The following is a 21,245-nucleotide window of genomic DNA, read 5'->3' as shown; positions in this document are numbered from 1 at the left end:
CGAGGTGGGAGTGCGGGAGCCCGGCCCCGGCCCTCCGATCATTCGTGGTCACTTCGGAACGCGTCCTGTCACCATCAGCCATCAGACATGAGCCGCGCAGCCATCAGACATGAGCCCCCCCACTCATCGGCTGAACGCCCGGACGGCCTGCCGTCAGTTGGTCGTCTCCGGCCTGGCCGACTTCTGCCACGGGTACTTCGTCCGCAGGTGCGGGTCCGGCGCGGTGATCGCCTGCGGGGCCTCCTCGCGGGCCGGTCCGCCCCAGGACTCGTCCGCCGTGCTGCTGTTGCCGCCCCCGGCGGCCGGCTCGGGCCAGTCCACCCCGGCGTCGCGCCCTCGCGTCGCCCCGGCGCCCGGCCCCTGGGAGGCGGCTCCAGGAGCCTGCCCGGGCCGCTGCTCCTCCACGGTCCAGTGCCGCAGGGCCCCCGCCTCGATGTCGATCTGCGCGTTCAGCGCGTCCAGGTCGTCGTCGGCGAACTGCCGCGCGCGGTCCCGGGCCGCCCAGCGCAGCGAGTCCGCCGAATGCGTGATCCGCTCGGTGCGCTCCCTCAGCTGCGGCAGCAGGCCGGCGACCGTCGCCCGGTCCGGCTCGCGCTCCAGCCGCTTCAGCTCCTCGTCCAGCTCCAGGCCGTGGGCGCTCAGCCGCCGGAAGAGGTCCACCGACTCCGCGAGCGAGGAGTCCTCGGCCACCCCGGCGTGCAGGGCGTCCTGGGTGGCGCGCATCGAGGTGCGCAGGGCGAGCCGGAGCTGGGCCAGCTCGCCCGCGACACCGGTCTGGCCGAAGCTCTTGGCCCGGAGCGTGGTGTCCTCCACCGTGCGGCGGGCCTGGGTGATCGTGCGGTCCACGCCTCGCTTGGCCGCGCCGACAGCCTTCACGGTCGCATAGACGCCCAGCGCGATGAACGCGACGAAGAGCAGCGCCAGGATCGTGATCACGGCTTCCATGAATGCCCCTCGGTGTCTCGATGCGGCTGCCGGTAGCGGTCGCCCCTCCACCGTAAACGGAACGGGCAGGCCGAGGGTTCCTTCGGAACCCCCAACCTGCCCGTAGGGGATGGCCCTGACCGCGTACCGAGGTGGCTACGCGGGGACGATGTTCACCAGCTTCGGCGCGCGCACGATCACCTTGCGGATCCCGGCCCCGCCCAGCGCCGCGACGACCGCCGCGTCCGCCAGGGCCAGCGCCTCCAGCTCCTCGTCCGTGATCGAGGGCGAGATCTCCAGGCGGGCCCGGACCTTGCCCTTGATCTGGACGACACAGGTGACGGTCTCGTCCACGACGTACGCCGGGTCGGCCACCGGGAAGTCCTGGTGGACGACGGAGTCGGTGTGGCCCAGGCGGCGCCACAGCTCCTCCGCGATGTGCGGGGCCAGCGGGGCGATCAGCAGGACCAGCCGCTCGGCCACGGACCGCGACAGCGGGCCGCCCGCCTTCGTCAGGTGGTTGTTCAGCTCGGTGATCTTGGCGATGGCGGTGTTGAACCGCATCCCCTCCAGGTCCTGGCCGACCCCGTCGATGGCCTTGTGCAGGGCCCTCAGGGTGTCCTCACCGGGCTCCGTGTCGACGACGGTGACCTCGCCGCTCTCCTCGTCGACCACGTTGCGCCACAGCCGCTGCAGCAGCCGGTACTGGCCGACCACGGCACGCGTGTCCCAGGGGCGCGACACGTCCAGCGGGCCCATCGCCATCTCGTACAGGCGCAGGGTGTCGGCGCCGTACTCGGCGCAGATCTCGTCCGGCGTGACCGCGTTCTTCAGGGACTTGCCCATCTTCCCCAGGACGCGGCTGACCTTTTCGCCCTCGTAGTAGAAGGCGCCGTCGCGCTCCTCCACCTCGGCGGCGGGGACGGCGATGCCCCGGGCGTCGCGGTAGACGAAGGCCTGGATCATGCCCTGGTTGTACAGCTTGTGGAACGGCTCGGCGGAGGAGATGTGGCCCAGGTCGTGCAGCACCTTCGACCAGAAGCGCGCGTACAGCAGGTGCAGCACGGCGTGCTCGGCGCCGCCGACGTACAGGTCGACACCGCCGGTGGGCTGCCCCTCGCGCGGGCCCATCCAGTACTGCTCGATCGCCGGGTCGACCAGCTGCCGGTCGTTGGTCGGGTCCAGGTAGCGCAGCTCGTACCAGCAGGAACCGGCCCAGTTGGGCATGGTGTTGGTCTCACGGCGGTACTTCCGCGGACCGGCACCGTCGCCCAGGTCCAGGGTGACGTTGACCCAGTCCGCGTTGCGCGACAGCGGGGTCTCCGGCTGGGTGTCGGCGTCCTCCGGGTCGAAGGTGCGCGGCGAGTAGTCCTCGACCTCCGGCAGCTCCAGCGGCAGCATCGACTCGGGCAGCGGGTGGGCGATGCCCTCCTCGTCGTACACGATCGGGAAGGGCTCGCCCCAGTAGCGCTGGCGGCTGAACAGCCAGTCGCGCAGCCGGAAGTTGACGGTGCCCTCACCGACGCCGTGCTCCTGCAGCCACTCGGTGATCCTCGCCTTGGCCTCGACGACGCCCAGGCCGTCCAGCGAGACCTCGTCGTTGGCGGAGTTGACCAGCTTCGCGTCGTACGAGCCGAAGGCGTCGTCCCACGTGGAGGGGTCGGTGCCGCGGTCATCGGAGGGCTGGACGACGCAGCGCATCGGCAGCTCGAAGGCGCGCGCGAAGGCAAAGTCGCGCGCGTCGTGCGCCGGTACGGCCATGATCGCGCCGGTGCCGTAGCCCATCAGGACGTAGTCCGCGATGAAGACGGGGACCTTCTCGCCGCTGACCGGGTTGGTGGCGTACGCGCCGGTGAAGACACCGGTCTTGTCCTTGGCCTCGGCCTGCCGCTCCACGTCGGACTTGGCGGCGGCCTGCTTGCGGTACGCGGTGACGGCCTCGGCCGGGCTCGCGTGCCCGCCGGTCCACACCGGGTGGGTGCCCTCGGGCCAGGCGGCCGGGATGATCCGCTCGACCAGATCGTGCTCGGGCGCCAGCACCATGTAGGTGGCGCCGAACAGGGTGTCCTGACGGGTGGTGAAGACGGTGATGCCGCCGGCGGAGTCGACCGGGAACTCGACCCGGGCGCCCTCGGACCGCCCGATCCAGTTGCGCTGCTGCAGCTTGATGGCCTCGGGCCAGTCCAGGCCGTCCAGGTCGTCCAGCAGCCGGTCGGCGTAGGCGGTGATGCGCATGTTCCACTGGCGCAGCTTGGCCTTGAAGACGGGGAAGTTGCCGCGCTCGGAGCGGCCGTCGGCGGTGACCTCCTCGTTGGCCAGCACGGTGCCCAGGCCGGGCGACCAGTTGACGGGCGCGTCGGAGGCGTACGCCAGGCGGTACTGACCCAGCAGGTCGGCGCGTTCGGCGGCGCTCAGCGCGCTCCACTCACGGCCGTCGGGGGTCGCGCGCGTGCCGTTCTCGAACTGCTCGACCAGCTCGGCGATCGGGCGGGCCTTGCCGGCCTCGGCGTCGTACCAGGAGTTGAAGATCTGCAGGAAGATCCACTGCGTCCACTTGTAGTACTCGGCGTCGATCGTCGCGAAGGAGCGGCGGTTGTCGTGGCCCAGACCCAGCCGGCGCAGCTGGACCTTCATGTTCTCCATGTTGGCCTCGGTGGAGGCCCGGGGGTGGGTGCCCGTCTGGACCGCGTACTGCTCGGCGGGCAGGCCGAACGCGTCGAAGCCCAGGGTGTGCAGCACGTTGTGGCCGGTCATCCGCTGGTGGCGGGCGTAGACATCGGTGGCGATGTAGCCCAGCGGGTGTCCGACGTGCAGCCCCGCACCCGAGGGGTACGGGAACATGTCCATGATGAACTTCTTCGGCTTGGCGGCCAGCTCCGGGTCGCCCGCCAGGTCACCGGTGGGGTTCGGTGCCTCGTACGTCCCCTCCGCGTCCCAGAAGTCCTGCCAGCGTGCCTCGATGTCGGCGGCCATCGCCGCCGTGTAGCGGTGCGGCGCGGCCGTCTCGGCAGCGGAATTCGTCTCGCTCATGATCCTCAAAGCTCCATCGATCGTCATCTGCCGGGAAACGAAAAATCCCCTCGCACAGGAGGGGACGCCGCGCTGACTCCGACCAGGCGTTCTCACCGGTCGGGATTCTTCAGCGCGGCTCGCTAAGCAGAAGGCGTACGGCACGCATGGCGTCAGGGTACCGCACGGGCCCGGAGGGTAGCGGGGAGCGGCCGGTGGGCGGACATCGCATGGCTTGGCGGAGCACTCGGAGACGGGGTTACTCGGCGTACCGGCTTCTATCAGGGCAACCGAGCAAAGCCCGTACTGGTTGGTATGGGGCGTCCTAGCATGCGGCAACGGGACCGCTTTGCCGAACTATTCGGAGTCGCCCCTATGAACCCTCTGAACTCTCTGAACTCTCATCGCAAGATCCGCGTATCCCCCAGCATGAGCCCCGGAATGAGTCGGCCTGTACAGGGCGGCCTGACTGTCACCGCCCTGGTTTTCGTCCCTCTGCTCGCCGTCGCGGGGAGCGACAGCTTCCGCGCCACCCTGGATTTCACCACCGGCGTCCTGTCGCTGGTGTCGCTCAGCGCGGCCGTCGCCTGGGGCCTGCTGGCCACCGACCGGCTGTTCCTCTCCACCCGCCAGCGGATCATCTGCCAGGGCATCCACCGGGCCACGGCCATCGCCGCGCTCGGCTTCCTGCTGCTGCACGGCACCGTGAAGATCGCGCTCGGCCATGTGTCCTTGATCGGCGCCCTCATACCCTTCGGCCTCGGGGTCACGGGTACGGCGGGGCTGATCGGCTTCGGATCGCTGGCCGGACTGCTCATGGTCGTCACGGCCGCGACCGGCGCCCTGCGCAGCGCGTTCGCCCACCCCTCCCCCGCGGCCACCCGGCTGGGACAGTCGCTGGGTTCTCCCCGGGAGGCGGGCGGGATCGCGGGCCGGTGGCGCGCGCTGCACGCCCTGGCCTATCCGGCCTGGTGCGCCGCACTGGTCCACGGCCTGTACGCGGGCCGGGCGCCCGCCACCTGGGTCGTCGTGATGTACAGCCTCTGCCTCACCGCGGTCGCCGGCGCCCTGTGCCTGCGACTGCTGCCCCGCCCGACGAAGCGCCGGATCACCGACCGGATCACCGCGCTGATGAGCCCGGACGCGGACCTCGACCTGCCGGACCCGGTGCTGCGCGGGTCCTCGCGGCCGGGCGCGGAGCGGGAGTCCGGCCGGGACCGCGAGCCGCCCGCGGCGGACCCCGAGGGGTGGAGCGCCCCCGCCCGGGAGGTCCGGGGCACTCCGGTGCGCCCGCGCACCCTGTCGGCGCCGCTGCCCCCGCCGATGCCCCCACCCGTACCGCTGTCCGGCTCGCTGCACGAGGCGCCGACGGAACTGCTGTACGGGGTCCAGCCCCCGGCGTACGAACCGCCGCCCCGCAGCTCCGACCGGCTCGCCGACGGCCCTGTGGGCGGACCGGGGGCCGGGCCCGGGCTCGGGTCGGCGGGCGGGCCGGGGATGGGGCCGGCGGGCGGGCCCGGGACCGGAGCGTCGGGCGGGCCGGGGATATCGGCCGGATACCGCGCCGTCTCCCAGGCCGGTGACGCCACCCGCCCACCGGGCGCCAGGTGGCCCGCCCCCTCCCCCGCCCCGCCCGCGCAGGCCCACCACGGCCCGCAAGGAGCCGAGCACACCTACGCGCCCCCGCAGGAACCACCGCTGTACACGTCGCCGCTCTACACGACGTCCCCTTACGGCACCCCGGCGTACGGCACAGCTGACCCGACGTCTTCTTTCGACAGCGCGCCCGCTTCCTTCGACAGCGCGTCGGCTTCCTTCGACAGCGCGCCGACCGGCAACGTCCCGACCGGCAGCGTCCCGATGCCCGGCGCCCCCGCTCCGTCCTACGAAGCCTCCTACGAAACCCCGTACCCGTACCGGGCCGCTCCGGCGCCCGAGCCCTTCGACACAGCCGTCCCCACCCCAGCCGTCCCCATCACACCCACCCCCGGCACCGGCGCCGAACCGCCGGCCGGACCGTTCTCCGCGCCCCCGGCCGGCGAACCGTGGCACGCACCCGCAGGAGACCGACCGTGAATGCCCCCCTCCCCGACGTTCCCGAGGTCCGCGTCGTCGGCCTGCCGCAACTGACCACCGGGTTCGACCTGGTGGAGCGGCTCGACCTCGCGATGCACCTGAAAGTGCACGGACCCCTCGAACCGATGACCGGCGAGCGGCTGGCCGAGCTGGCCGAAGCGATCTCCCTGCGCGGGCGGGGCGGCGCCGGGTTCCCCTTCGGAAAGAAGATGCGGGCCGTGGCGAAGGCGTCCATCCGGCGTGGGGTGCGGCCCGTCGTCGTGATCAACGGCAGCGAGGGCGAGCCCGCCTGCCGCAAGGACACTGTCCTGCTCAACCGCGCCCCGCACCTCATCCTGGACGGCGCCCTGCTCGCCGCCGAGGCGCTCGGCGCGCGCACGCTGGTCGTCGCCGTCACCCGTAACTCCACCGAGGTCTCCGTACGCGCGGCACTGGCCGAGCGCGGCCTCTCCGACCGGCGCGGCCAGCAGTTGCGCGCCCGCGTGGTGCGCACCCCGGAGCGCATGGTCTCCGGCGAGGCGTCCTCGGTGATCCGTGCGGCCAACGGCGGCCCCGCCATGCCCCCGGGGCGGCGTGAGCGGGCGGCGGAGACCGGGGTCGGCGGCTCCCCGACGCTGCTGTCGAACGCGGAGACGTACGCCCAGCTCGCCGTCGCCGCCCGGATCGGCCCCCGCCGCTACGGGCACACCGGGCTGCCGAACGAACCCGGCACCGTCCTGCTCACCGTCTCCGGCGCCGTGGCGCGGCCCATGGTCATCGAGGTGCCCACCGGGGTGCCGCTGCGGTACATCCTCCAGCTGGCCGGAGCGCCGCCGCTGCCCCAAGGGGTCCTGACCGGCGGCTACCACGGCAACTGGATCGACGCGGTCGCCTCCCACAACGCGGTGATATCCCGCGAGTCCCTGGCCACCGTCGGCGGCGCGCTCGGCGCGGGCGCGATCCTGCCGATCGGGCCGGAGACCTGCCCGCTCGGCGAGTCCCTCCGGATCGCGAACTGGCTGGCCGCCGAGACCGCCGGCCAGTGCGGCCCGTGCAAGCTGGGACTTCCGGCGGCGGCGGGCGGACTCTCCGACGTACTGAACGGCGGTGGGCCCGCCGCGCTGGAGGCCCTGCGCGAGGTGACCCAGGCGGTGAAGGGCCGGGGCGCGTGCAAGCATCCGGACGGTTCGGCGCGGTTCCTGATGTCGACGCTGTCGGCGTTCACCGACGACCTCGCCGCCCATGTCCTGGACGGCGGCTGCGGGCGCGAGACGCTCGGTGTGCTGCCGCTGCCCGCCTCCGGCTACCAGGACCTGGAGGAGTCGATCCCCAGCGGCGAGAAGCTGGCGGTGGACTGGACGCTCTGCCAGGGCCACGGCCTCTGCGCGGACATCGTCCCCGAGCTCATCAGGCTGGGCCCTGACGGCTATCCGGCGGTGGCGGACGCCTCGGTCCCGATGCATCTGCGCGGGCGCGCCCAGCGGGCCGTACGGCGCTGCCCCGCGCTGGCGCTCCGGATCGAGCAGCCGGCCGCCGAGCAGCGTCCCGCGCTGCCCGCCGTCACCCGGCGGGCCCTGGGCAGCGGACGCGACTGACCGGGCACCACGAACGAAGAAGCGGGCCACCCGGATCGGGTGGCCCGCTTCTTCGTCTGGAACTTGTGGAGCTAAGGAGAATTGAACTCCTGACCTCCTGCATGCCATGCAGGCGCTCTACCAACTGAGCTATAGCCCCTTGTTGTCCGCCGCCCGGTTTCCCCTGGCGACATCGAGAACATTACACGGTCCCCCCGGTGCTTCACCAAATCGTTTCCGGTGCGCACGCATATGCCCGAATTATCCCGAGGATTGAACCGTCAGCCCCAGGTCAGAGGCCTGAAGGATTCCTGGAGGACCACTGGAGGATCACGCCGTGGCGAAGGAGTAGAAGCGCTTGAGGGTGCAGTGCTCCTCCAGGAGCCGCCCGTAGATCGGCTCCCCCTCCAGCTCCCGGTAGGTCTCGATGGGGTCGCCTTTTATGATCAGCGCCCGGGCGCATTCCTCGCACCAGTACTGGTACTCCGGGTTGATCGGGTCCATGTCCCTGACAATGGGCGTACCGCTCCCGCACCAGTCGCACTTACGCCTGTGTGCACCCATCAGTCAGCTCCAGCTGTGGCCGCAGGCCGTGCACACGTAGGAGACCCCTCCGTTGTCGCCCAGCCCTCCGTTGTCGCCCAGCACTTGGGCCACGTGGGACGAACCGCAGGACGGACAGCCGAGCCGGGATCGATCTTCGGACGTTACGGGGCCGGGGGACGAGGCGGCGACAAGGGGCAGGTCGGGGACGTGTTCGCGACTCGCAGGCATCGCGCTCCCTCCCGATCGGTCCGTCGCCCCCTCCGGCGCTCCGATTCTGCCATGGCCCCGCAAGAGGGTCAGCCCGCTCGCCGCCTCCCGGGGAAGGTTCCCGCTCTCAGGGCGCGAGGGTCCGGGCATCGGCGGCGGCGTCATACCGGTCCTGTGCGTCGAGAACATCCTCGACATGGGACTCCGCCCAGACCTGCAACGCCCTCAAGGGGGCGTGCAGCGTGCGGCCGAGATCGGTGAGCTCGTAGCGGGTATGGCCGTCGGAGTGCAGGGCGCGGTCGATCATGCCGTCACGTTCCAGGGCCCGGAGCGTATCGGTGAGGACCTTCTTGGTGATGCCCTCCACCGCACGGTGCAGTTCACCGAAGCGGAGGGGTTCTTCGTGGAGGAGGACGACGATCATCGCGGTCCATTTGTTCGCGATACGCGCCAACGACCGGCGTGAGGGGCACTTGGCGGAGAACACGGTCCACTCCGGTGTCATGCGCGCCCCTCCTCCGTGGTGACGTTGAGGTAACCGCGCACCCCGTCGGCACACCGAGCCCTCAGCCTATCGAGGCCTGTCGAACAGAAGCGGAGAAAGAGCATGTCGGCCATGGACGTGGTGGGACGGTACGGGGCGGCTGCGGCGGCCGGGGACATGGTGGCGCTGGCGGCCACGCTGACGAAGGACGTGGTGTGGCATCAGCCCGGCGCGAACCAGCTCTCGGGTGATCATGTGGGGCCCGAGGCCGTACTGGCGCACCTGGGCAGGTTCATGGAGCTCAGCGGTGGCACGTTCGCGCTGGAGACCGAGTCGGCGACCGAGAGCGGCGACCTGGTGGCCACGACGGTCCGGTTCACGGCCGAGCGCGAGGGCGCGGGCTCTCTCGACCAGCACGGGGTGGACGTCTTCCGCGTCGAGGGCGACCTGATCGCGGAGATCTGGCTGATCGGCGAGGACCAAGCCGCCGAGGACCGGTTCTGGGGCTAGGCACGTGCCCGGCGGATCTTGGCCGGGCACGTGCCTAGACCTCGATCGCCAGGTCGCCGATGAGCCCGGCACGGAGCGTGAACCGGTAGCGGAGGACGACCGTGCCACCGGGGAAGTTCCCGTCCAGCCGCACCCGCACGGTCACCTGGCTCCCGTCGACGGTCCGCTGGCCGATCCGGGTGCTGGTGTAGGTGTACTCGGCCGAGGACTTCTCGCTCCAGGCACGGATCGCCTCGATGCCCTCATAGGTCTTCCCGTCGTCCAGAACGGTCGCGCCCGGCGCGAACAGGGCCGCGACGTCGGCGTAGCGCTTCTCGTCGTGCGCGTCGAGGTAGGCGACCACCGGCGCGGGCAGCGTCGCGGGGTCGTAGGCGGTGAAGGTGTCGTTCATCAGGGTCTCCTTTGCGAGGGGTCGGCGGGCCGGGGGCACATGGTGCGGGGCGCGCTCCACGCCGGATGCAGTCACTTCTATTTTCGCAGTCATCATGGCTGCTAGATTAGCAGTCACTGGCCGGAGCGACGAGCGAGGAGGAATGCGCATGCCTGCACGTGTCCGCGTCGAGGACCGGGAGTGCCCGCTGTCGACGGCGATGTCGTACGTCGGGGAGTGGTGGACGGTCCTGCTCCTGCACGACTGCTTCGACGGATACACGCGCTTCGACCAGTTCGAGGCCAACATCGGGCTGTCCTCCAGCATGCTGACCACCCGGCTCAGGACGCTCGTCGACAACGGCATCCTGACCAAGCGCGTCTACCAGGAGCGTCCGGTCCGGCACGAGTACGTGCTCACCGACTTCGGCCGCTCCCTGCGGCCGGTCCTGGTGGCGATGGCCGCGTGGCGGAACGAGCAGTTGGCGCCGTCCGAGCGCGCGATGGTGCTCGTCGACACCGACACCGGCCGCGAGGTGGAGCCTGTGACGGTCGACCCGGTCACCGGCCTGTCGGTGTCGGACCCACGTTTCGCGTTCCGGTCGGGCCCGGCGGCGGGCGAGGAGATGCGAGCGCGCTACGCGGGAGAACGAGGAAAGCCGGGCGGTTCGTGACCCTCATCGAGGAGGATCATGAACTGCCCGGCTTCACCTGTCTTGAGTGGAGCTAAGGAGAATTGAACTCCTGACCTCCTGCATGCCATGCAGGCGCTCTACCAACTGAGCTATAGCCCCGCTGTCCGCTGTGTTTCCCTGCGTTTCCGCGCTGCGAACAAGAAGAACTTTAGCCTGTGACCTGCCGGAAAGTGAAATCCGGCCGCGGCCGCCCGGGGACGGCCCTGCGACGGCCCTTGAACAGGGGTCCGGAAGGGCCCTAGTCGTCGTCGCCGAGCACCGGTTCCGGCAGCGTGCCGGCGTTGTGCTCCAGCAGGCGCCAGCCGCGCGCGCCCTCGCCCAGGACGGACCAGCAGCAGTTGCTCAGCCCGCCGAGCCCTTCCCAGTGGTGCGCCTCCAGGCCGAGGAGACGGCCGATCGTCGTCCTGATCGTGCCGCCGTGGCTGACCACGACGAGCGTGCCGTCGGCGGGCAGCTTCTCGGCGTGCTCCAGGACGACCGGTGCGGCCCGGTCGGCGACCTCGGTCTCCAGCTCGCCGCCGCCCCTGCGCACCGGCTCGCCGCGCTTCCAGGCGGCGTACTGCTCGCCGTACCGCTCGACGATCTCCACGTGCGTCAGGCCCTGCCATTCACCCGCGTACGTCTCACGGAGTGCGGCGTCGTGGGCCACGGTGAGACCGGTGACGGCGGCGAGCTCGGCGGCCGTGGCCGCCGCCCGCCGGAGGTCGGAGGCGACGACGGCGTCGGGCTTCAGCGAGGCGAGCAGCCGGGCGGCCCTGCGGGCCTGCCCGACGCCCTCCTCGGTGAGCTCGATGTCCGTGGAGCCCTGGAAGCGCCGCTCCAGGTTCCACGCGGTCTGGCCGTGACGCCAGAGGACGATCTTGCGGCCCCTGCCGCTGCGGCTGCCGTTCAGCTCTGGTCACCTTCCGTGCTGCCGTTGAGCTGGGCGTGCTCCTCGGCCTTGCCGCGGGTCTTGATCGCGTCCTCGGGGAGGGCGATCTCCGGGCAGTCCTTCCACAGGCGCTCCAGCGCGTAGAAGACGCGCTCCTCGCTGTGCTGGACGTGGATGACGATGTCGACGTAGTCGAGGAGGATCCAGCGGGCGTCGCGGTCGCCCTCACGGCGCACCGGCTTGGCGCCGAGCTGCTTCTGCAGCTGCTCCTCGATCTCGTCGACGATCGACTTGACCTGGCGGTCGTTGGGGGCCGAGGCCAGCAGGAAGGCGTCGGTGATCGACAGCACATCGCTGACGTCGTAGGCGATGATGTCGTGCGCGAGCCGGTCGGCGGCCGCCTGAGCGGCGGCGTTGATGAGCTCGATGGAGCGGTCCGTGGCGGTCACATGCAGGCTTTCGTCGGCGGTCGGATGCAACCTCTAGGGTCTCACGGACCGCCGACAACCCCTCCCGCCGACGATTACTTGCTCTTGTAGTCCTGCCCCAGTACGGCGGACACGTCCGCGTTCGCGGCCGGCTCGCCCTTCTTCACGGCAACGGCGGGCAGCCCGAGGGTCTTGGCGACCTCCGTGGCCTTCTCCTTGTCCCCGGCGCCGCGGTAGAGCACCACGGACTCGGCCGCGGTCTCGGCCTTGCCGCTGTCCACGAACGCGTAACCGCCGTTGACCAGCGTGATCCGGGCGGATTCGCCGGCGTCGGCCTTCCCGGTGGCGTTGCGGACGGCGACCCTCAGGGGCGCGCCCTCCTCGGGAGCCTTCACCGTGCCGCCGAGGATGTCCTTGACGACACTCCGGGTGGCCGCGTCGGTGAGAGTGCCGTCGTTCTGGACCGGCAGCATCGCCGTCTTGTAGTCGCCGACCTTGGCCCGCGAGGCCAGCTTGGCCAGCGAGGCGCCGAGGTCCTTCTCGGGCAGCGACGGGTCCAGGACCTGCGCCAGCGTCTCCACGGTCACGGTCGCGGCCTTGGGGTCCTCCGAGATCTTGCGCAGCACCGCGCGCATGACGTCCCCGAACCGCGTCAGCTGCTTGGCCTCGGCCTCCCCGGGCGCGAGGTAGGTGGCGTACGCGACGGCCATCGGGCCGCTGAGCGTCTGTGCCTCCCCCTTCCTCACCAGGGGCGCGGCACCCTTCTTGGCGTCGGGAACATCGATGTCGGTGTCCATCTCGATGTTGCCGACCTGCTCGACGAGGATCTCCAGGTACGGGGTGTCCAGCCGCCAGGTACCGCTGATCTTGGTGCCGAGAAGGGTCTCGATCGACTCCCTGGTGCCGGTCCTGCCGTCGTCGTCGACGGACTTGCCCAGCGTGGTGGTGGCTCCGTCGTCACCGGCGACGGCGAGGGTGTTCGGCAGGAGGACGGTGGTGCCCTGCTTGGTGGTGGCGTTGTCGACGAGCAGTGCGGTCGACGTGCCGCCCTTCTTGGTGTTGTGCAGGTGCACCACGATCACGTCGCGCTGCTGCGCGCCGACGGCGACCGACTTCTTCTCCTCCTTGCCGGAGAGGCCGGGGAGCATGTCGGCGGACCAGAGGTACCCGACCCCGCCGACGACCACGAGCACGGCGACGACGATCAGGGCGATCATCCGGTTGCGGCCCTTGCGCCGCGCTTCCTCGCGCCGCTCGCTGCGGCTCTCGGTGAACTTCAGCCAGTCGATGACGTCTTCGGAGTCCTCGTCGGGCTCCTCGATGAACGAGAACTGTTCGGTGCGGTAGTCCGGCGCGGGGGCGCGCTGCCCGGGGACGGCGGGGTCCTCCTCGGCCGCCGGCTCCCCCTCGGGGGCCTGCTCACGCGTGGGCCGCGCGGCCGGCTGCGGGGCGTGCTGCTGCGGTGCCTGCTCCGGTGCGGGGGCGGCTGCCTGCTGCGGGATGTTCCACTGGCCGGTGTCGACGGCGGCGGGCTGCTGACCGGTGGTGTAGCCGTAGTCGGTGTAGCCCCCGTAGCCGTAACCCTGCCCCTGCCCCTGGCTCTGGCCGTAGCGCTGGTCGGCGCCCTGACCGTAGCCCTGGTCGGTGCCTTGGCCGCCCTGGTCCTGTTGAGGGTGATGCCCCGCGTAAGGGTCATAGGCCTGGGGCTGCTGGGTCTGGCCGTACGGGTCGTATCCGTACCCCGTGTCCTGGGCCTGGCTCTGCCCCTGACCCTGTCCCTGCTGGGCGGCGTAGGGGTCGTACTGCTGTCCGCCCTGCTGCCCTTGCTGCTGGTACACCGGCTGCCCGTACTCGTCGTAGCCGATGATCTGCGGCTGCTGGTAGTACGGGTCGTGGCCGTACGGGTTCTGTCGGTCGTTCACCGGTGCCCCTCTCCGTGGCTCAGTCGCCGCGGTACAGCTGGCGCTTGTCGATGTAGCGGACCACACCGTCCGGCACCAGGTACCAGACCGGCTCCCCCTGCGCGACCCTCTCACGGCAGTCCGTGGACGAGATCGCCAGCGCGGGCACCTCCACGAGAGAGACACCGCCCTCGGGGAGTCCGTCGTCCGTGAGCACGTGACCCGGCCGGGTCACACCGATGAAGTGGGAGAGCGAGAACAGCTCCTCCGCATCGCGCCAGGTGAGGATCTGGGAGAGCGCGTCGGCGCCGGTGATGAAGAAGAGGTCCGCGTCGCCGTGGACCTCGCGCAGGTCCCGCAGCGTATCGATGGTGTACGTCGGTCCGCCACGGTCGATGTCACTGCGGCTGACCGAGAACTGCGGGTTGGACGCGGTGGCGATGACCGTCATCAGGTAGCGGTCCTCGGCCGGGGAGACCGTCTTGTGGCTCTTCTGCCACGGCTGCCCGGTCGGGACGAACACGACCTCGTCGAGATGGAACTGGGCGGCCACTTCACTGGCCGCCACCAGGTGTCCATGATGAATCGGGTCAAACGTCCCGCCCATGACGCCGATCCGGCGCTTTTCGGGGCCGGTAGGCACTTCCTGCTCTCCCATGCGTGCAGAGCCTACTGGCACAGCTGTACGCCTCTGACTCAGCGGTCGCGGTTGAAGCGAGTGGTGATCCACAGCAGGAACATCAGCGCGAGGAAGGCCAGGCCTCCGACGAGGTAGGGGTTGAGGCTTTCGTGGTTGCCGCCGCCCTCGCCTCCGGAGGCAAGGGTGACCAGCTCGTGTGCGGTGCTCGTGAGGCTCATCTTCGGCAGGACCTATCGATCGTGAGTCGGAAGGAAGACGTCGGGCACATCGTATGCGGGCGCCTTGGGCACGCTCACGCCGACTCAGTCGTTGTCATCGTTGTTGCCGTAACCGCGCAGCAGGAACCAGGCGAGCAGCACCGCTCCGACGATCGAGGCCAGCAGCACGATCCGAAGGGTGGCTCCCGGTCCCTGATCGCTGGACGCGGCGGCGAGAGTGATGGCGGTATGCGGCATTTCGGGGTGCTCCTCATAGTTGTCCACAGCCCCCCGCACACCGTAGCGCCAGCGCATACGCTGGTTTTTGTCCGGGGGACGAGCGACGTCTCGTACGAACAGGGGGCCACCCATGACCGACAGCAGTCACGAAAACGTGCCGAGCAGGGCACGCAGGCGATTCCCCGGGATTTCCTCCCGGGCCTACGAGCACCCGGCGGACCGCTCGGCCCTGGTGGCCCTGCGCCGGCTCACCGGTTTCGACACCGTGTTCAAGGCGCTCAGCGGGCTGCTCCCGGAGCGGAGCCTGCGGCTGCTCTTCCTCTCCGACTCCGTCCGGGTGAGCGACGCGCAGTTCGCCCACCTCAACGACATGCTGCGCGACGCGTGTTACATCCTGGACCTGGAGAAGGTCCCGCCGATGTACGTCAAGCAGGACCCGCAGCCCAACGCCATGTGTATCGGTCTGGACGAGCCGATCATCGTGGTCACCACCGGCCTGGTCGAGCTGCTCGACGAGGAGGAGATGCGGGCGGTGGTGGGCCACGAGGTGGGCCACGCGCTCTCCGGTCACTCGGTGTACCGGACGATACTGCTCTTCCTGACCAACCTGGCCGTGAAGGTCGCCTGGATCCCGCTGGGGAACGTGGCGATCATGGCCATAGTGACGGCGCTGCGCGAGTGGTTCCGCAAGTCGGAGCTCTCCGCCGACCGGGCCGGGCTGCTGGTGGGCCAGGACATCCAGGCCTCGATGCGCGGGCTGATGAAGATCGCCGGTGGCAACCACCTCCACGAGATGAACGTGGACGCCTTCCTCGCCCAGGCCGACGAGTACGAGAAGGGCGGGGACCTGCGGGACTCGGTCCTCAAGATCCTCAATGTGCTGCCCCGGACGCACCCCTTCACCACGGTGCGGGCCGCCGAGCTGAAGAAGTGGTCGGAGACCCGCGACTTCCAGCGGATCATGGACGGCCACTACCCCCGGCGCGACGAGGACAAGGACGCCTCCGTGTCGGACTCCTTCCGGGAGTCGGCCTCGCACTACGCCGACACGGTGCGCACCAGCAAGGACCCGCTGATGAAGCTGGTCGGAGACATCGCCGGGGGCGCCGGGGACCTGGGCGGCAAGCTGCGCGACAAGTTCACCGGCGGTGCCGGGGCCGCCAAGGGCGGTGCGGGCCCGACCGCTACGGACGGGGGCGGAACTCCCGGAGGGACTGCGGGTCCTGAGGGGACTGAGGGACCTGAGGAGGGGCCCCGGAAGGCGTAGGGGCCGCTGCGGGGGCGGCGGCAGGGGGGCCGAGCGGTGCCAGGGTCCCGCAGAGTGCCGCCGCGGGCCGGCCCGGGGCGTACGGGTCGGTGGCCGCGGGGCCCCGGTCGTCCGCCCGCTCCCCCGCCAGGAGGGGGCGCAGCGTCCCCGTCGCGCCGGACGAGCAGGACTGCGGCCCGGCCTGTACGTGGGCGGTGCGCAGCTCCAGCCGGTGCAGCCGCAGGTCCTCCCGGTCGAAGCGGAAGGTCAGCTCGCGGCGGACGGTGAAGAGCGAGGCGCCGTCCTCCTTCCGGGGGCCTGTGGCAGGGCGCAGGGCGTAGGTGAAGGTGTGGTCCGCGACGACCTCCAGGGTGCCCGCGCCGTCCTCCGCGTAGGCGAGGGTGCCCTGGACCCGGGCCTGGGTGTCCGCGAGCTCCACCTGGGCCGGGTCGAAGCGCACCAGCCAGCCGGTGGCGGCGTGGAGCCCGTCGTCGGCGGGGCTGCTCATGGACCGTTCGAACTGGCCCCGCTGGTCCGGGTCCAGGAGCTGCTCGACGGGCCGGCGGACCTGGCCGGTGAGGACGTCCGGGTTGAGCGAGGACTCCACGAGGTAGTCCTTGACGATGGCGAGGGCGGTGGTGATCTGGCTGTCCGAGAAGTTCTGCGTGCGCCGTACGGAGGGGAAGTTGATGCCCGCCGCGCCGACCCGGAAGCCGGAGACGGGGGCGGACCGGTAGAGCCGCTCGGGTGATCCGGCGGGGACGGAGCCGCGCGGGGCCAGCGGCACCACGGTGGTCCGCAGCGGTTCGGCCCGCCGGGTGACGGGCTGCGGATAGGGATTGCGGAAGCCGATGTAGACGGCCGTGGCGAAGGCCAGGGCGATGAGGACGACCAGCACGATGGCGGCCCGGGAGCCGTGGCCGGCCGGGGGCACCGGCTCCGGCAGCGTCCGCACGGCACGGGCGTGCTCGCCCATCCGCTCCTGGGCCGAGAACTCCTGCATGCGGGCACTGCGGATGAACGATTCGTCGAAGACGAGCGAGCGGTACTCGTCCTCGCCGCCCTCGGAGTTCTCGGGCGGGCCGTTCGGCGGTTCTGAGCGGCCTGTCATGACGTCTCTCCCGCGTCTCCGCACCACCGGGTCTGCCCGGCGCGCAACGGTCTGCTTCGGCCGCCGGGCGTCCGGCAGCGGGAAGCCCCCCGGGAAGCGAGGGGTCACATGTTCAGACTAGGTCGATCGGCGGTGACGTAAACGCGGAGAGCGTCGGGAAGTGGGGGCCGGGGCTACCGCCGTACGGGTGATGGCCGGGCCGGTGACCCCGGTGCGGGGACGGGCGCGGGGCCGCTCAGGGAACGGAGGGGGTGGCGGAGACCGTCGGGCGGGAGTGCTCCACGGCGGCCGGCGGAATCGCCCCGGGCTGGTCCACGCCGCTGGTCACGGGCGGCGGCGCCGGATCCTGGCGGTTGGCCGAGGCGCCCCGGTAGACCGCGGAGAAGGCGAGGGCGACCATCCCGACGCCCATCACCAGGGCCAGCAGCCAGGCGACCGGGCGGTGCCAGCGGGCGGCGCCCCGATAGCCGGCCGTCCCGTAGCAGCCGGGTCCGGCGTCGTCGTCACCGTCGGGGTCGTAATCGAGGTCCTGCGGGTCGTGAGGGGCCCTGGAGCGGCCGTGGGAGCCGTATTCGCCGTCCGTGGGGCGGCGGCTGCGGCGGGCCCGGGCGGCGTCCGCCTGCGCGCGGGCCTCGGCGGCGGCCAGGAGGCGCTCCACGGCGCTGGGTTCATGGACGACGGCGGCCCGGACGAAGTCCTCGTCGAACACCACGGAGGCGAAGTCCTTGTCCGCGCCCCCGCGGTCGTCGTCGGGCTCCCAGCCGTCCGGGAACGGCTTGCCCCCCACGTCGTCCGGCACGGAATCAGCGTAGCCGGGCCGGGACCTTTTGGGCAGGTGCTCCGGAAAGTCGTCCGGTGGGCGAGATGGGGAACATGCGGCCGGTCCTTGACCCGTGCGCGTACGCCGGGCGGTGTGCCAGGCCCGGCGTACGCGCACGGGGCGCCGCTAGCGGGTGTGACCGTCGCCCGTGACGATGTACTTCGTCGAGGTCAGCTCCGGCAGCCCCATCGGGCCGCGGGCGTGCAGCTTCTGGGTGGAGATGCCGATCTCGGCGCCGAAGCCGAACTGCCCGCCGTCCGTGAAGCGGGTGGAGGCGTTGACGGCGACCGTGGTCGAGTCGACCAGCTGGGTGAACCGGCGGGCGGCCGCCTGCGAGGTGGTCACGATGGCCTCGGTGTGGCCGGAGGACCAGAGGCGGATGTGGGCGACCGCCGCGTCCAGGGAGTCCACGACCGCGGCGGCGATGTCGTACGACAGGTACTCGGTCTCCCAGTCCTCCGTCGTCGCCGCGACCACGGTCGCCTTGGTCCCCTCGGCGTGGGCGAGGACCTGCTCGTCGCCGTGGACCGTCACCCCGGCCTCGGCCAGCGCGTCCAGGGCGAGCGGCAGGAAGGCGTCGGCGACGTCCTTGTGGACGAGGAGGGTCTCGGCGGAGTTGCAGACGCTGGGGCGCTGGGCCTTGGAGTTGATCAGGATGTCGACGGCCATGGACAGGTCCGTCTCCGCGTCGACGTAGACATGGCAGTTGCCGGTGCCGGTCTCGATGACGGGGACCGTGGACTCCTCTACGACCGTACGGATCAGGGAGGCGCCGCCGCGCGGGATGAGGACGTCGACCAGGCCGCGGGCCCGCATCAGCTCCCGTACGGAGTCGCGGCTCTCGCCGGGGACGAGCTGCACCGCGTCGGCGGGGAGGCCCGAGCCGCCGACCGCGTCGCGCAGGACCCGGACCAGGGCGGTGTTGGAGGCGTACGCGGAGGAGGAGCCGCGCAGCAGGACGGCGTTGCCGGACTTCAGGCAGAGGGCGGCGGCGTCCACGGTGACGTTGGGTCGGGCCTCGTAGATGATGCCGACCACGCCGAGGGGGACGCGGACCTGGCGCAGGTCGATGCCGTTGGGCAGGGTCGAGCCGCGCACGACCTCGCCGACCGGGTCGGGCAGCGCGGCCACGTCCCGGACGTCGGCGGCGATGGCGCGGATGCGCTCCGGGGTGAGGGTGAGCCGGTCGATGATGCCCTCGCTCGTACCGGCCTCGCGGGCCTTCTCCACGTCCTGCGCGTTGGCCTCGACGATCTCGGCGGTCCGCACTTCGAGGGCGTCGGCGATGGCCAGCAGCGCGTCGTCCTTGGCAGCGCGCGGAAGTGGCGCGATATCTGCGGCGGCGGCGCGGGCCCGGTAGGCGGTCTGCGCGACCGGGGAGAGGTTGTCGTAGGGCGAGAGCGTGGTCATGCCCGCAGAGTAATGCGCGCTCTGCGGGCATACGGCACGTATCCCGTGATGCGAGACGGCCGACCCGAAGGGCGGACGCCCCGGGCGGACGCCCCGCCCGGGGGGGCTCAGTAGGGGTGTACGCCGACGGGGGCGGCGGGTGGCGGTCCGTATCCCTCGGCGATGCGCTGGTGGTACGTCTCGCGGTCGATGACTTCGAGGCCGACGATCTTCCACGGGGGCAGCTGGGCGCTGGAGCGGTGTTCGCCCCACAGCCGCAGGGCGACCGCGGCCGCGTCGTGCAGGTCGCGGGCCTCTTCCCAGTAGCGGATCTCCGCGTGGTCGTTGGCATAACGGCTGGTCAGCAGGAAGGGGTGGTCGTGCGCGAGCTGTTCCAGGCCGCGCCTGACCTCCGCCAGCGGAATCTCGGTGCCCGAGACGCTGAGGGTGATGTGCCACAGCTTCGACTGCGGGCGGTCCTCCTGTTCCGCCGTCACCGGCTCCTGTTCGGCGGTGCCTCCCAGGGGCGGGTTCCGGTCGAAATCAGCCCCCGCTCCGACACTCGTCAGGGCGCGGCTGCCCGTGCCTCGGGGCGACGCCCCCGGGCGCGCTCGTCTCACCGGCGGCCTCCTGTGATGTGTTGCTGTGCGGACCCCTGTTTCCCCGCTACAAAGTGGACCAGTCCACGGCCTGGTGTGGGGCGGTTTTGGTAAAGGTCCCTGCCCGATGGCGGGACTTTCAGCCGATTCAGGGGGTACGGCGTGGCGTGAGGACGACGAGATCGTCCCTGTGTACGACCTCACGTTCGTAAGCGGGTCCGAGTTCACGGGCGAGGTCGCGGGTGGAGCGGCCGAGCAGCTGGGGGATCTCCTTCGCGTCGAAGTTGACGAGCCCGCGGGCGACCGGGGTGCCGCGCAGGTCGCGCAGCTCCACCGGGTCGCCGGCGCTGAACTCGCCCTCGACGGCGGAGATCCCGGCGGGCAGCAGCGAGGTGCGGCGCTCCACGACGGCCCGTACGGCGCCGTCGTCCAGGGTGAGCGCGCCCTGCGGGGTGGAGGCGTGGGCGAGCCAGAGGAGCCGGTCGGCGGAGCGGCGGCCGGTGCGGTGGAAGTACGTGCCCGTGTCGCGGCCCGCGAGGGCGTCGGCGGCCCGGCTGGCGGAGGTGAGGACGACGGGGACGCCGGCGGCGGTGGCGATGCGGGCGGCCTCGACCTTGGTGACCATGCCACCGGTGCCCACGCCCGCCTTGCCGGCGCTGCCGATGGTGACGCCGGCCAGGTCGTCGGGGCCGGTGACCTCGGCGATCCGGGAGGCGCCGGGGGGGCCGGGCGGGCCGTCGTAGAGGCCGTCGACGTCGGAGAGGAGGACGAGGAGGTCGGCGTGGACGAGGTGGGCGACGAGGGCGGCGAGCCGGTCGTTGTCGCCGAAGCGGATCTCGTCGGTGGCGACGGTGTCGTTCTCGTTGACGACGGGGACGGCGCCCATCTCCAGGAGCTTGTCGAGGGTGCTGTAGGCGTTGCGGTAGTGGGCGCGGCGGCTGGTGTCGTCGGCGGTGAGGAGCACCTGGCCGACGCGGACGCCGTACCGCGCGAAGGAGGCGGTGTAGCGGGCCACCAGGAGCCCTTGGCCGACGCTGGCGGCGGCCTGCTGGCGGGCCAGGTCCTTGGGCCAGCGGACCAGGCCGAGCGGGGCGAGTCCGGCGGCGATGGCTCCGCTGGAGACGAGGACGACCTCGCGTTCGCCGCCGTCCCTGACCTTGGCCAGGACGTCGACGAGGGCGTCGACCCGGTCGGCGTCGAGGCCGCCGGAGGCGGTGGTGAGCGAGGAGGAGCCGACCTTGACGACGATCCTGCGGGCGCCGGTCACGGCCGCCGCCCTGCCGGACGGCCCCCGCCCCGGCACCGTACGGTCCTGGAGTCCGTGTCCCGACGCCGTGCCGTCCGCCGCCGTACGGTCCGACGGCCTCTGCTCTGCCACGTGCTTCCTCGCTCTGGATCGCCCCGGTGTCCGGTGAGGGGCGCGCGTGCCG

22 protein-coding genes and 2 tRNA genes are annotated in these 21,245 nt (G+C 71.4%); 5 read left to right on the top strand and 19 right to left on the bottom strand.

Annotation, left to right across the window (positions count from 1 at the left end; all coding sequences use genetic code 11):
- Window positions 1-153: 153 nt before the first annotated feature.
- Both R2B67_RS25470 and leuS read right to left on the bottom strand, forming a co-directional pair.
- Window positions 154-945 carry a hypothetical protein gene (locus R2B67_RS25470; RefSeq protein ID WP_317821302.1) on the bottom strand — a complete coding sequence of 264 codons (792 nt, stop codon included), beginning with the start codon at window positions 943-945 and terminating at the stop codon, window positions 154-156.
- A gap of 135 nt (window positions 946-1,080) precedes the next feature.
- Window positions 1,081-3,954 (bottom strand): leucine--tRNA ligase, encoded by a 2,874-nt coding sequence (gene leuS / locus R2B67_RS25465; protein WP_317821301.1) that lies wholly within the window; start codon window positions 3,952-3,954, stop codon window positions 1,081-1,083.
- 420 nt (window positions 3,955-4,374) lie between these two features.
- Here leuS and R2B67_RS25460 point away from each other — a divergent pair, with 420 nt between their 5' ends.
- Both R2B67_RS25460 and R2B67_RS25455 read left to right on the top strand, forming a co-directional pair.
- Entirely contained in the window at window positions 4,375-6,009 is a 1,635-nt protein-coding gene (locus R2B67_RS25460) for a ferric reductase-like transmembrane domain-containing protein (RefSeq protein WP_317821300.1), read from the top strand.
- A complete protein-coding gene (locus tag R2B67_RS25455; RefSeq protein WP_018511524.1) occupies window positions 6,006-7,583 on the top strand; it encodes an NADH-quinone oxidoreductase subunit NuoF family protein in 1,578 nt (525 codons plus the stop codon). The genes R2B67_RS25460 and R2B67_RS25455 overlap by 4 nt, the downstream gene beginning before the upstream one ends.
- Window positions 7,584-7,649: 66 nt before the next feature.
- Here the strand turns inward: R2B67_RS25455 and R2B67_RS25450 are convergent.
- The 4 genes from R2B67_RS25450 to R2B67_RS25435 form a co-directional block, all read right to left on the bottom strand.
- Window positions 7,650-7,722, bottom strand: a tRNA-Ala gene (locus R2B67_RS25450).
- A gap of 170 nt (window positions 7,723-7,892) precedes the next feature.
- Window positions 7,893-8,126: a hypothetical protein gene (locus tag R2B67_RS25445; RefSeq protein WP_015608461.1), complete on the bottom strand. Its 234-nt coding sequence runs from the start codon at window positions 8,124-8,126 to the stop codon at window positions 7,893-7,895.
- Between the two features lie 3 nt (window positions 8,127-8,129).
- Window positions 8,130-8,336, bottom strand: coding sequence for a hypothetical protein (locus R2B67_RS25440; protein ID WP_317821299.1), 207 nt, complete (start codon window positions 8,334-8,336; stop codon window positions 8,130-8,132).
- 106 nt (window positions 8,337-8,442) lie between these two features.
- Window positions 8,443-8,820 (bottom strand): winged helix-turn-helix transcriptional regulator, encoded by a 378-nt coding sequence (locus R2B67_RS25435; RefSeq protein WP_317821298.1) that lies wholly within the window; start codon window positions 8,818-8,820, stop codon window positions 8,443-8,445.
- Window positions 8,821-8,922: 102 nt separating this feature from the next.
- On the opposite strand from R2B67_RS25435, the gene R2B67_RS25430 reads away from it, so the two are divergent.
- Window positions 8,923-9,309, top strand: a complete 387-nt coding sequence (locus R2B67_RS25430; RefSeq protein WP_317821296.1) for a nuclear transport factor 2 family protein — start codon at window positions 8,923-8,925, stop codon at window positions 9,307-9,309.
- 34 nt (window positions 9,310-9,343) lie between these two features.
- Here the strand turns inward: R2B67_RS25430 and R2B67_RS25425 are convergent, their stop codons facing one another.
- Window positions 9,344-9,700: a nuclear transport factor 2 family protein gene (locus tag R2B67_RS25425; protein ID WP_317821294.1), complete on the bottom strand. Its 357-nt coding sequence runs from the start codon at window positions 9,698-9,700 to the stop codon at window positions 9,344-9,346.
- Window positions 9,701-9,848: 148 nt separating this feature from the next.
- On the opposite strand from R2B67_RS25425, the gene R2B67_RS25420 reads away from it, so the two are divergent.
- Window positions 9,849-10,352 carry a winged helix-turn-helix transcriptional regulator gene (locus R2B67_RS25420; RefSeq protein WP_109977656.1) on the top strand — a complete coding sequence of 168 codons (504 nt, stop codon included), beginning with the start codon at window positions 9,849-9,851 and terminating at the stop codon, window positions 10,350-10,352.
- A gap of 47 nt (window positions 10,353-10,399) precedes the next feature.
- On the opposite strand, the gene R2B67_RS25415 is transcribed toward R2B67_RS25420, so the two are convergent.
- The 7 genes from R2B67_RS25415 to R2B67_RS25385 all read right to left on the bottom strand — a co-directional run bounded on the left by R2B67_RS25415 (window position 10,400) and on the right by R2B67_RS25385 (window position 14,668).
- Window positions 10,400-10,472 (bottom strand) — tRNA-Ala (locus R2B67_RS25415).
- 139 nt (window positions 10,473-10,611) lie between these two features.
- On the bottom strand, window positions 10,612-11,265 hold the full coding sequence (locus R2B67_RS25410) for a histidine phosphatase family protein (protein WP_026241386.1): 654 nt from the start codon (window positions 11,263-11,265) through the stop codon (window positions 10,612-10,614).
- Entirely contained in the window at window positions 11,262-11,693 is a 432-nt protein-coding gene (gene rsfS, locus R2B67_RS25405; RefSeq protein WP_030563602.1) for a ribosome silencing factor, read from the bottom strand. Before rsfS ends, R2B67_RS25410 begins: the two co-directional genes overlap by 4 nt.
- Before the next feature lie 74 nt (window positions 11,694-11,767).
- Complete coding sequence (locus R2B67_RS25400) at window positions 11,768-13,594, bottom strand: LCP family protein (protein WP_317821291.1); 1,827 nt, start codon at window positions 13,592-13,594, stop codon at window positions 11,768-11,770.
- 19 nt (window positions 13,595-13,613) lie between these two features.
- Window positions 13,614-14,231 carry a nicotinate-nucleotide adenylyltransferase gene (nadD, locus tag R2B67_RS25395; protein ID WP_063738414.1) on the bottom strand — a complete coding sequence of 206 codons (618 nt, stop codon included), beginning with the start codon at window positions 14,229-14,231 and terminating at the stop codon, window positions 13,614-13,616.
- A gap of 38 nt (window positions 14,232-14,269) precedes the next feature.
- On the bottom strand, window positions 14,270-14,431 hold the full coding sequence (locus R2B67_RS25390) for a hypothetical protein (protein WP_018511513.1): 162 nt from the start codon (window positions 14,429-14,431) through the stop codon (window positions 14,270-14,272).
- An 84-nt stretch (window positions 14,432-14,515) separates the two neighbouring features.
- Window positions 14,516-14,668 carry a hypothetical protein gene (locus tag R2B67_RS25385; RefSeq protein ID WP_317821289.1) on the bottom strand — a complete coding sequence of 51 codons (153 nt, stop codon included), beginning with the start codon at window positions 14,666-14,668 and terminating at the stop codon, window positions 14,516-14,518.
- A 112-nt stretch (window positions 14,669-14,780) separates the two neighbouring features.
- Here R2B67_RS25385 and R2B67_RS25380 point away from each other — a divergent pair, with 112 nt between their 5' ends.
- Window positions 14,781-15,917 carry a M48 family metallopeptidase gene (locus tag R2B67_RS25380; protein ID WP_109977658.1) on the top strand — a complete coding sequence of 379 codons (1,137 nt, stop codon included), beginning with the start codon at window positions 14,781-14,783 and terminating at the stop codon, window positions 15,915-15,917.
- Here the strand turns inward: R2B67_RS25380 and R2B67_RS25375 are convergent.
- The 5 genes from R2B67_RS25375 to proB form a co-directional block, all read right to left on the bottom strand.
- On the bottom strand, window positions 15,835-17,007 hold the full coding sequence (locus R2B67_RS25375) for an SCO2583 family membrane protein (protein ID WP_317821287.1): 1,173 nt from the start codon (window positions 17,005-17,007) through the stop codon (window positions 15,835-15,837). The two genes, R2B67_RS25380 and R2B67_RS25375, sit on opposite strands and share 83 nt — an antisense overlap.
- A 235-nt stretch (window positions 17,008-17,242) precedes the next feature.
- The gene (locus R2B67_RS25370) at window positions 17,243-17,806 is read right to left on the bottom strand and encodes an SCO2584 family spore wall biosynthesis protein (protein WP_317821286.1); all 564 of its coding nucleotides are present in this window, start codon (window positions 17,804-17,806) and stop codon (window positions 17,243-17,245) included.
- A 147-nt stretch (window positions 17,807-17,953) separates the two neighbouring features.
- Window positions 17,954-19,237: a glutamate-5-semialdehyde dehydrogenase gene (locus R2B67_RS25365; protein ID WP_317821284.1), complete on the bottom strand. Its 1,284-nt coding sequence runs from the start codon at window positions 19,235-19,237 to the stop codon at window positions 17,954-17,956.
- Between the two features lie 107 nt (window positions 19,238-19,344).
- Window positions 19,345-19,836, bottom strand: coding sequence for a DUF8830 family protein (locus R2B67_RS25360; protein ID WP_026241384.1), 492 nt, complete (start codon window positions 19,834-19,836; stop codon window positions 19,345-19,347).
- 127 nt (window positions 19,837-19,963) lie between these two features.
- Complete coding sequence (gene proB / locus R2B67_RS25355) at window positions 19,964-21,082, bottom strand: glutamate 5-kinase (RefSeq protein ID WP_317824957.1); 1,119 nt, start codon at window positions 21,080-21,082, stop codon at window positions 19,964-19,966.
- Window positions 21,083-21,245 lie beyond the last annotated feature (163 nt).

The organism is Streptomyces cyaneofuscatus, from assembly GCF_033109485.1.
GTDB classification, from domain to species: domain Bacteria; phylum Actinomycetota; class Actinomycetes; order Streptomycetales; family Streptomycetaceae; genus Streptomyces; species Streptomyces cyaneofuscatus.
The sequence above is the reverse complement of the archived record's forward strand: the minus strand, read 5'-3'. Positions and strand labels throughout refer to the sequence as shown.

Bases quoted from the DNA above. Each gene is read 5' to 3' on its own strand.
- R2B67_RS25435 (WP_317821298.1), bottom strand. From the start codon at position 8,820: ATGACACCGGAGTGGACCGTGTTCTCCGCCAAGTGCCCCTCACGCCGG.
- R2B67_RS25385 (WP_317821289.1), bottom strand. From the start codon at position 14,668: ATGCCGCATACCGCCATCACTCTCGCCGCCGCGTCCAGCGATCAGGGA.
- R2B67_RS25430 (WP_317821296.1), top strand. From the start codon at position 8,923: ATGTCGGCCATGGACGTGGTGGGACGGTACGGGGCGGCTGCGGCGGCC.
- R2B67_RS25460 (WP_317821300.1), top strand. From the start codon at position 4,375: ATGAGTCGGCCTGTACAGGGCGGCCTGACTGTCACCGCCCTGGTTTTC.
- R2B67_RS25375 (WP_317821287.1), bottom strand. From the start codon at position 17,007: ATGACAGGCCGCTCAGAACCGCCGAACGGCCCGCCCGAGAACTCCGAG.
- leuS (WP_317821301.1), bottom strand. From the start codon at position 3,954: ATGAGCGAGACGAATTCCGCTGCCGAGACGGCCGCGCCGCACCGCTAC.
- nadD (WP_063738414.1), bottom strand. From the start codon at position 14,231: ATGGGAGAGCAGGAAGTGCCTACCGGCCCCGAAAAGCGCCGGATCGGC.
- R2B67_RS25365 (WP_317821284.1), bottom strand. From the start codon at position 19,237: ATGACCACGCTCTCGCCCTACGACAACCTCTCCCCGGTCGCGCAGACC.
- R2B67_RS25420 (WP_109977656.1), top strand. From the start codon at position 9,849: ATGCCTGCACGTGTCCGCGTCGAGGACCGGGAGTGCCCGCTGTCGACG.
- R2B67_RS25445 (WP_015608461.1), bottom strand. From the start codon at position 8,126: ATGGGTGCACACAGGCGTAAGTGCGACTGGTGCGGGAGCGGTACGCCC.
- R2B67_RS25390 (WP_018511513.1), bottom strand. From the start codon at position 14,431: ATGAGCCTCACGAGCACCGCACACGAGCTGGTCACCCTTGCCTCCGGA.
- R2B67_RS25440 (WP_317821299.1), bottom strand. From the start codon at position 8,336: ATGCCTGCGAGTCGCGAACACGTCCCCGACCTGCCCCTTGTCGCCGCC.
- R2B67_RS25380 (WP_109977658.1), top strand. From the start codon at position 14,781: ATGACCGACAGCAGTCACGAAAACGTGCCGAGCAGGGCACGCAGGCGA.
- R2B67_RS25425 (WP_317821294.1), bottom strand. From the start codon at position 9,700: ATGAACGACACCTTCACCGCCTACGACCCCGCGACGCTGCCCGCGCCG.
- R2B67_RS25470 (WP_317821302.1), bottom strand. From the start codon at position 945: ATGGAAGCCGTGATCACGATCCTGGCGCTGCTCTTCGTCGCGTTCATC.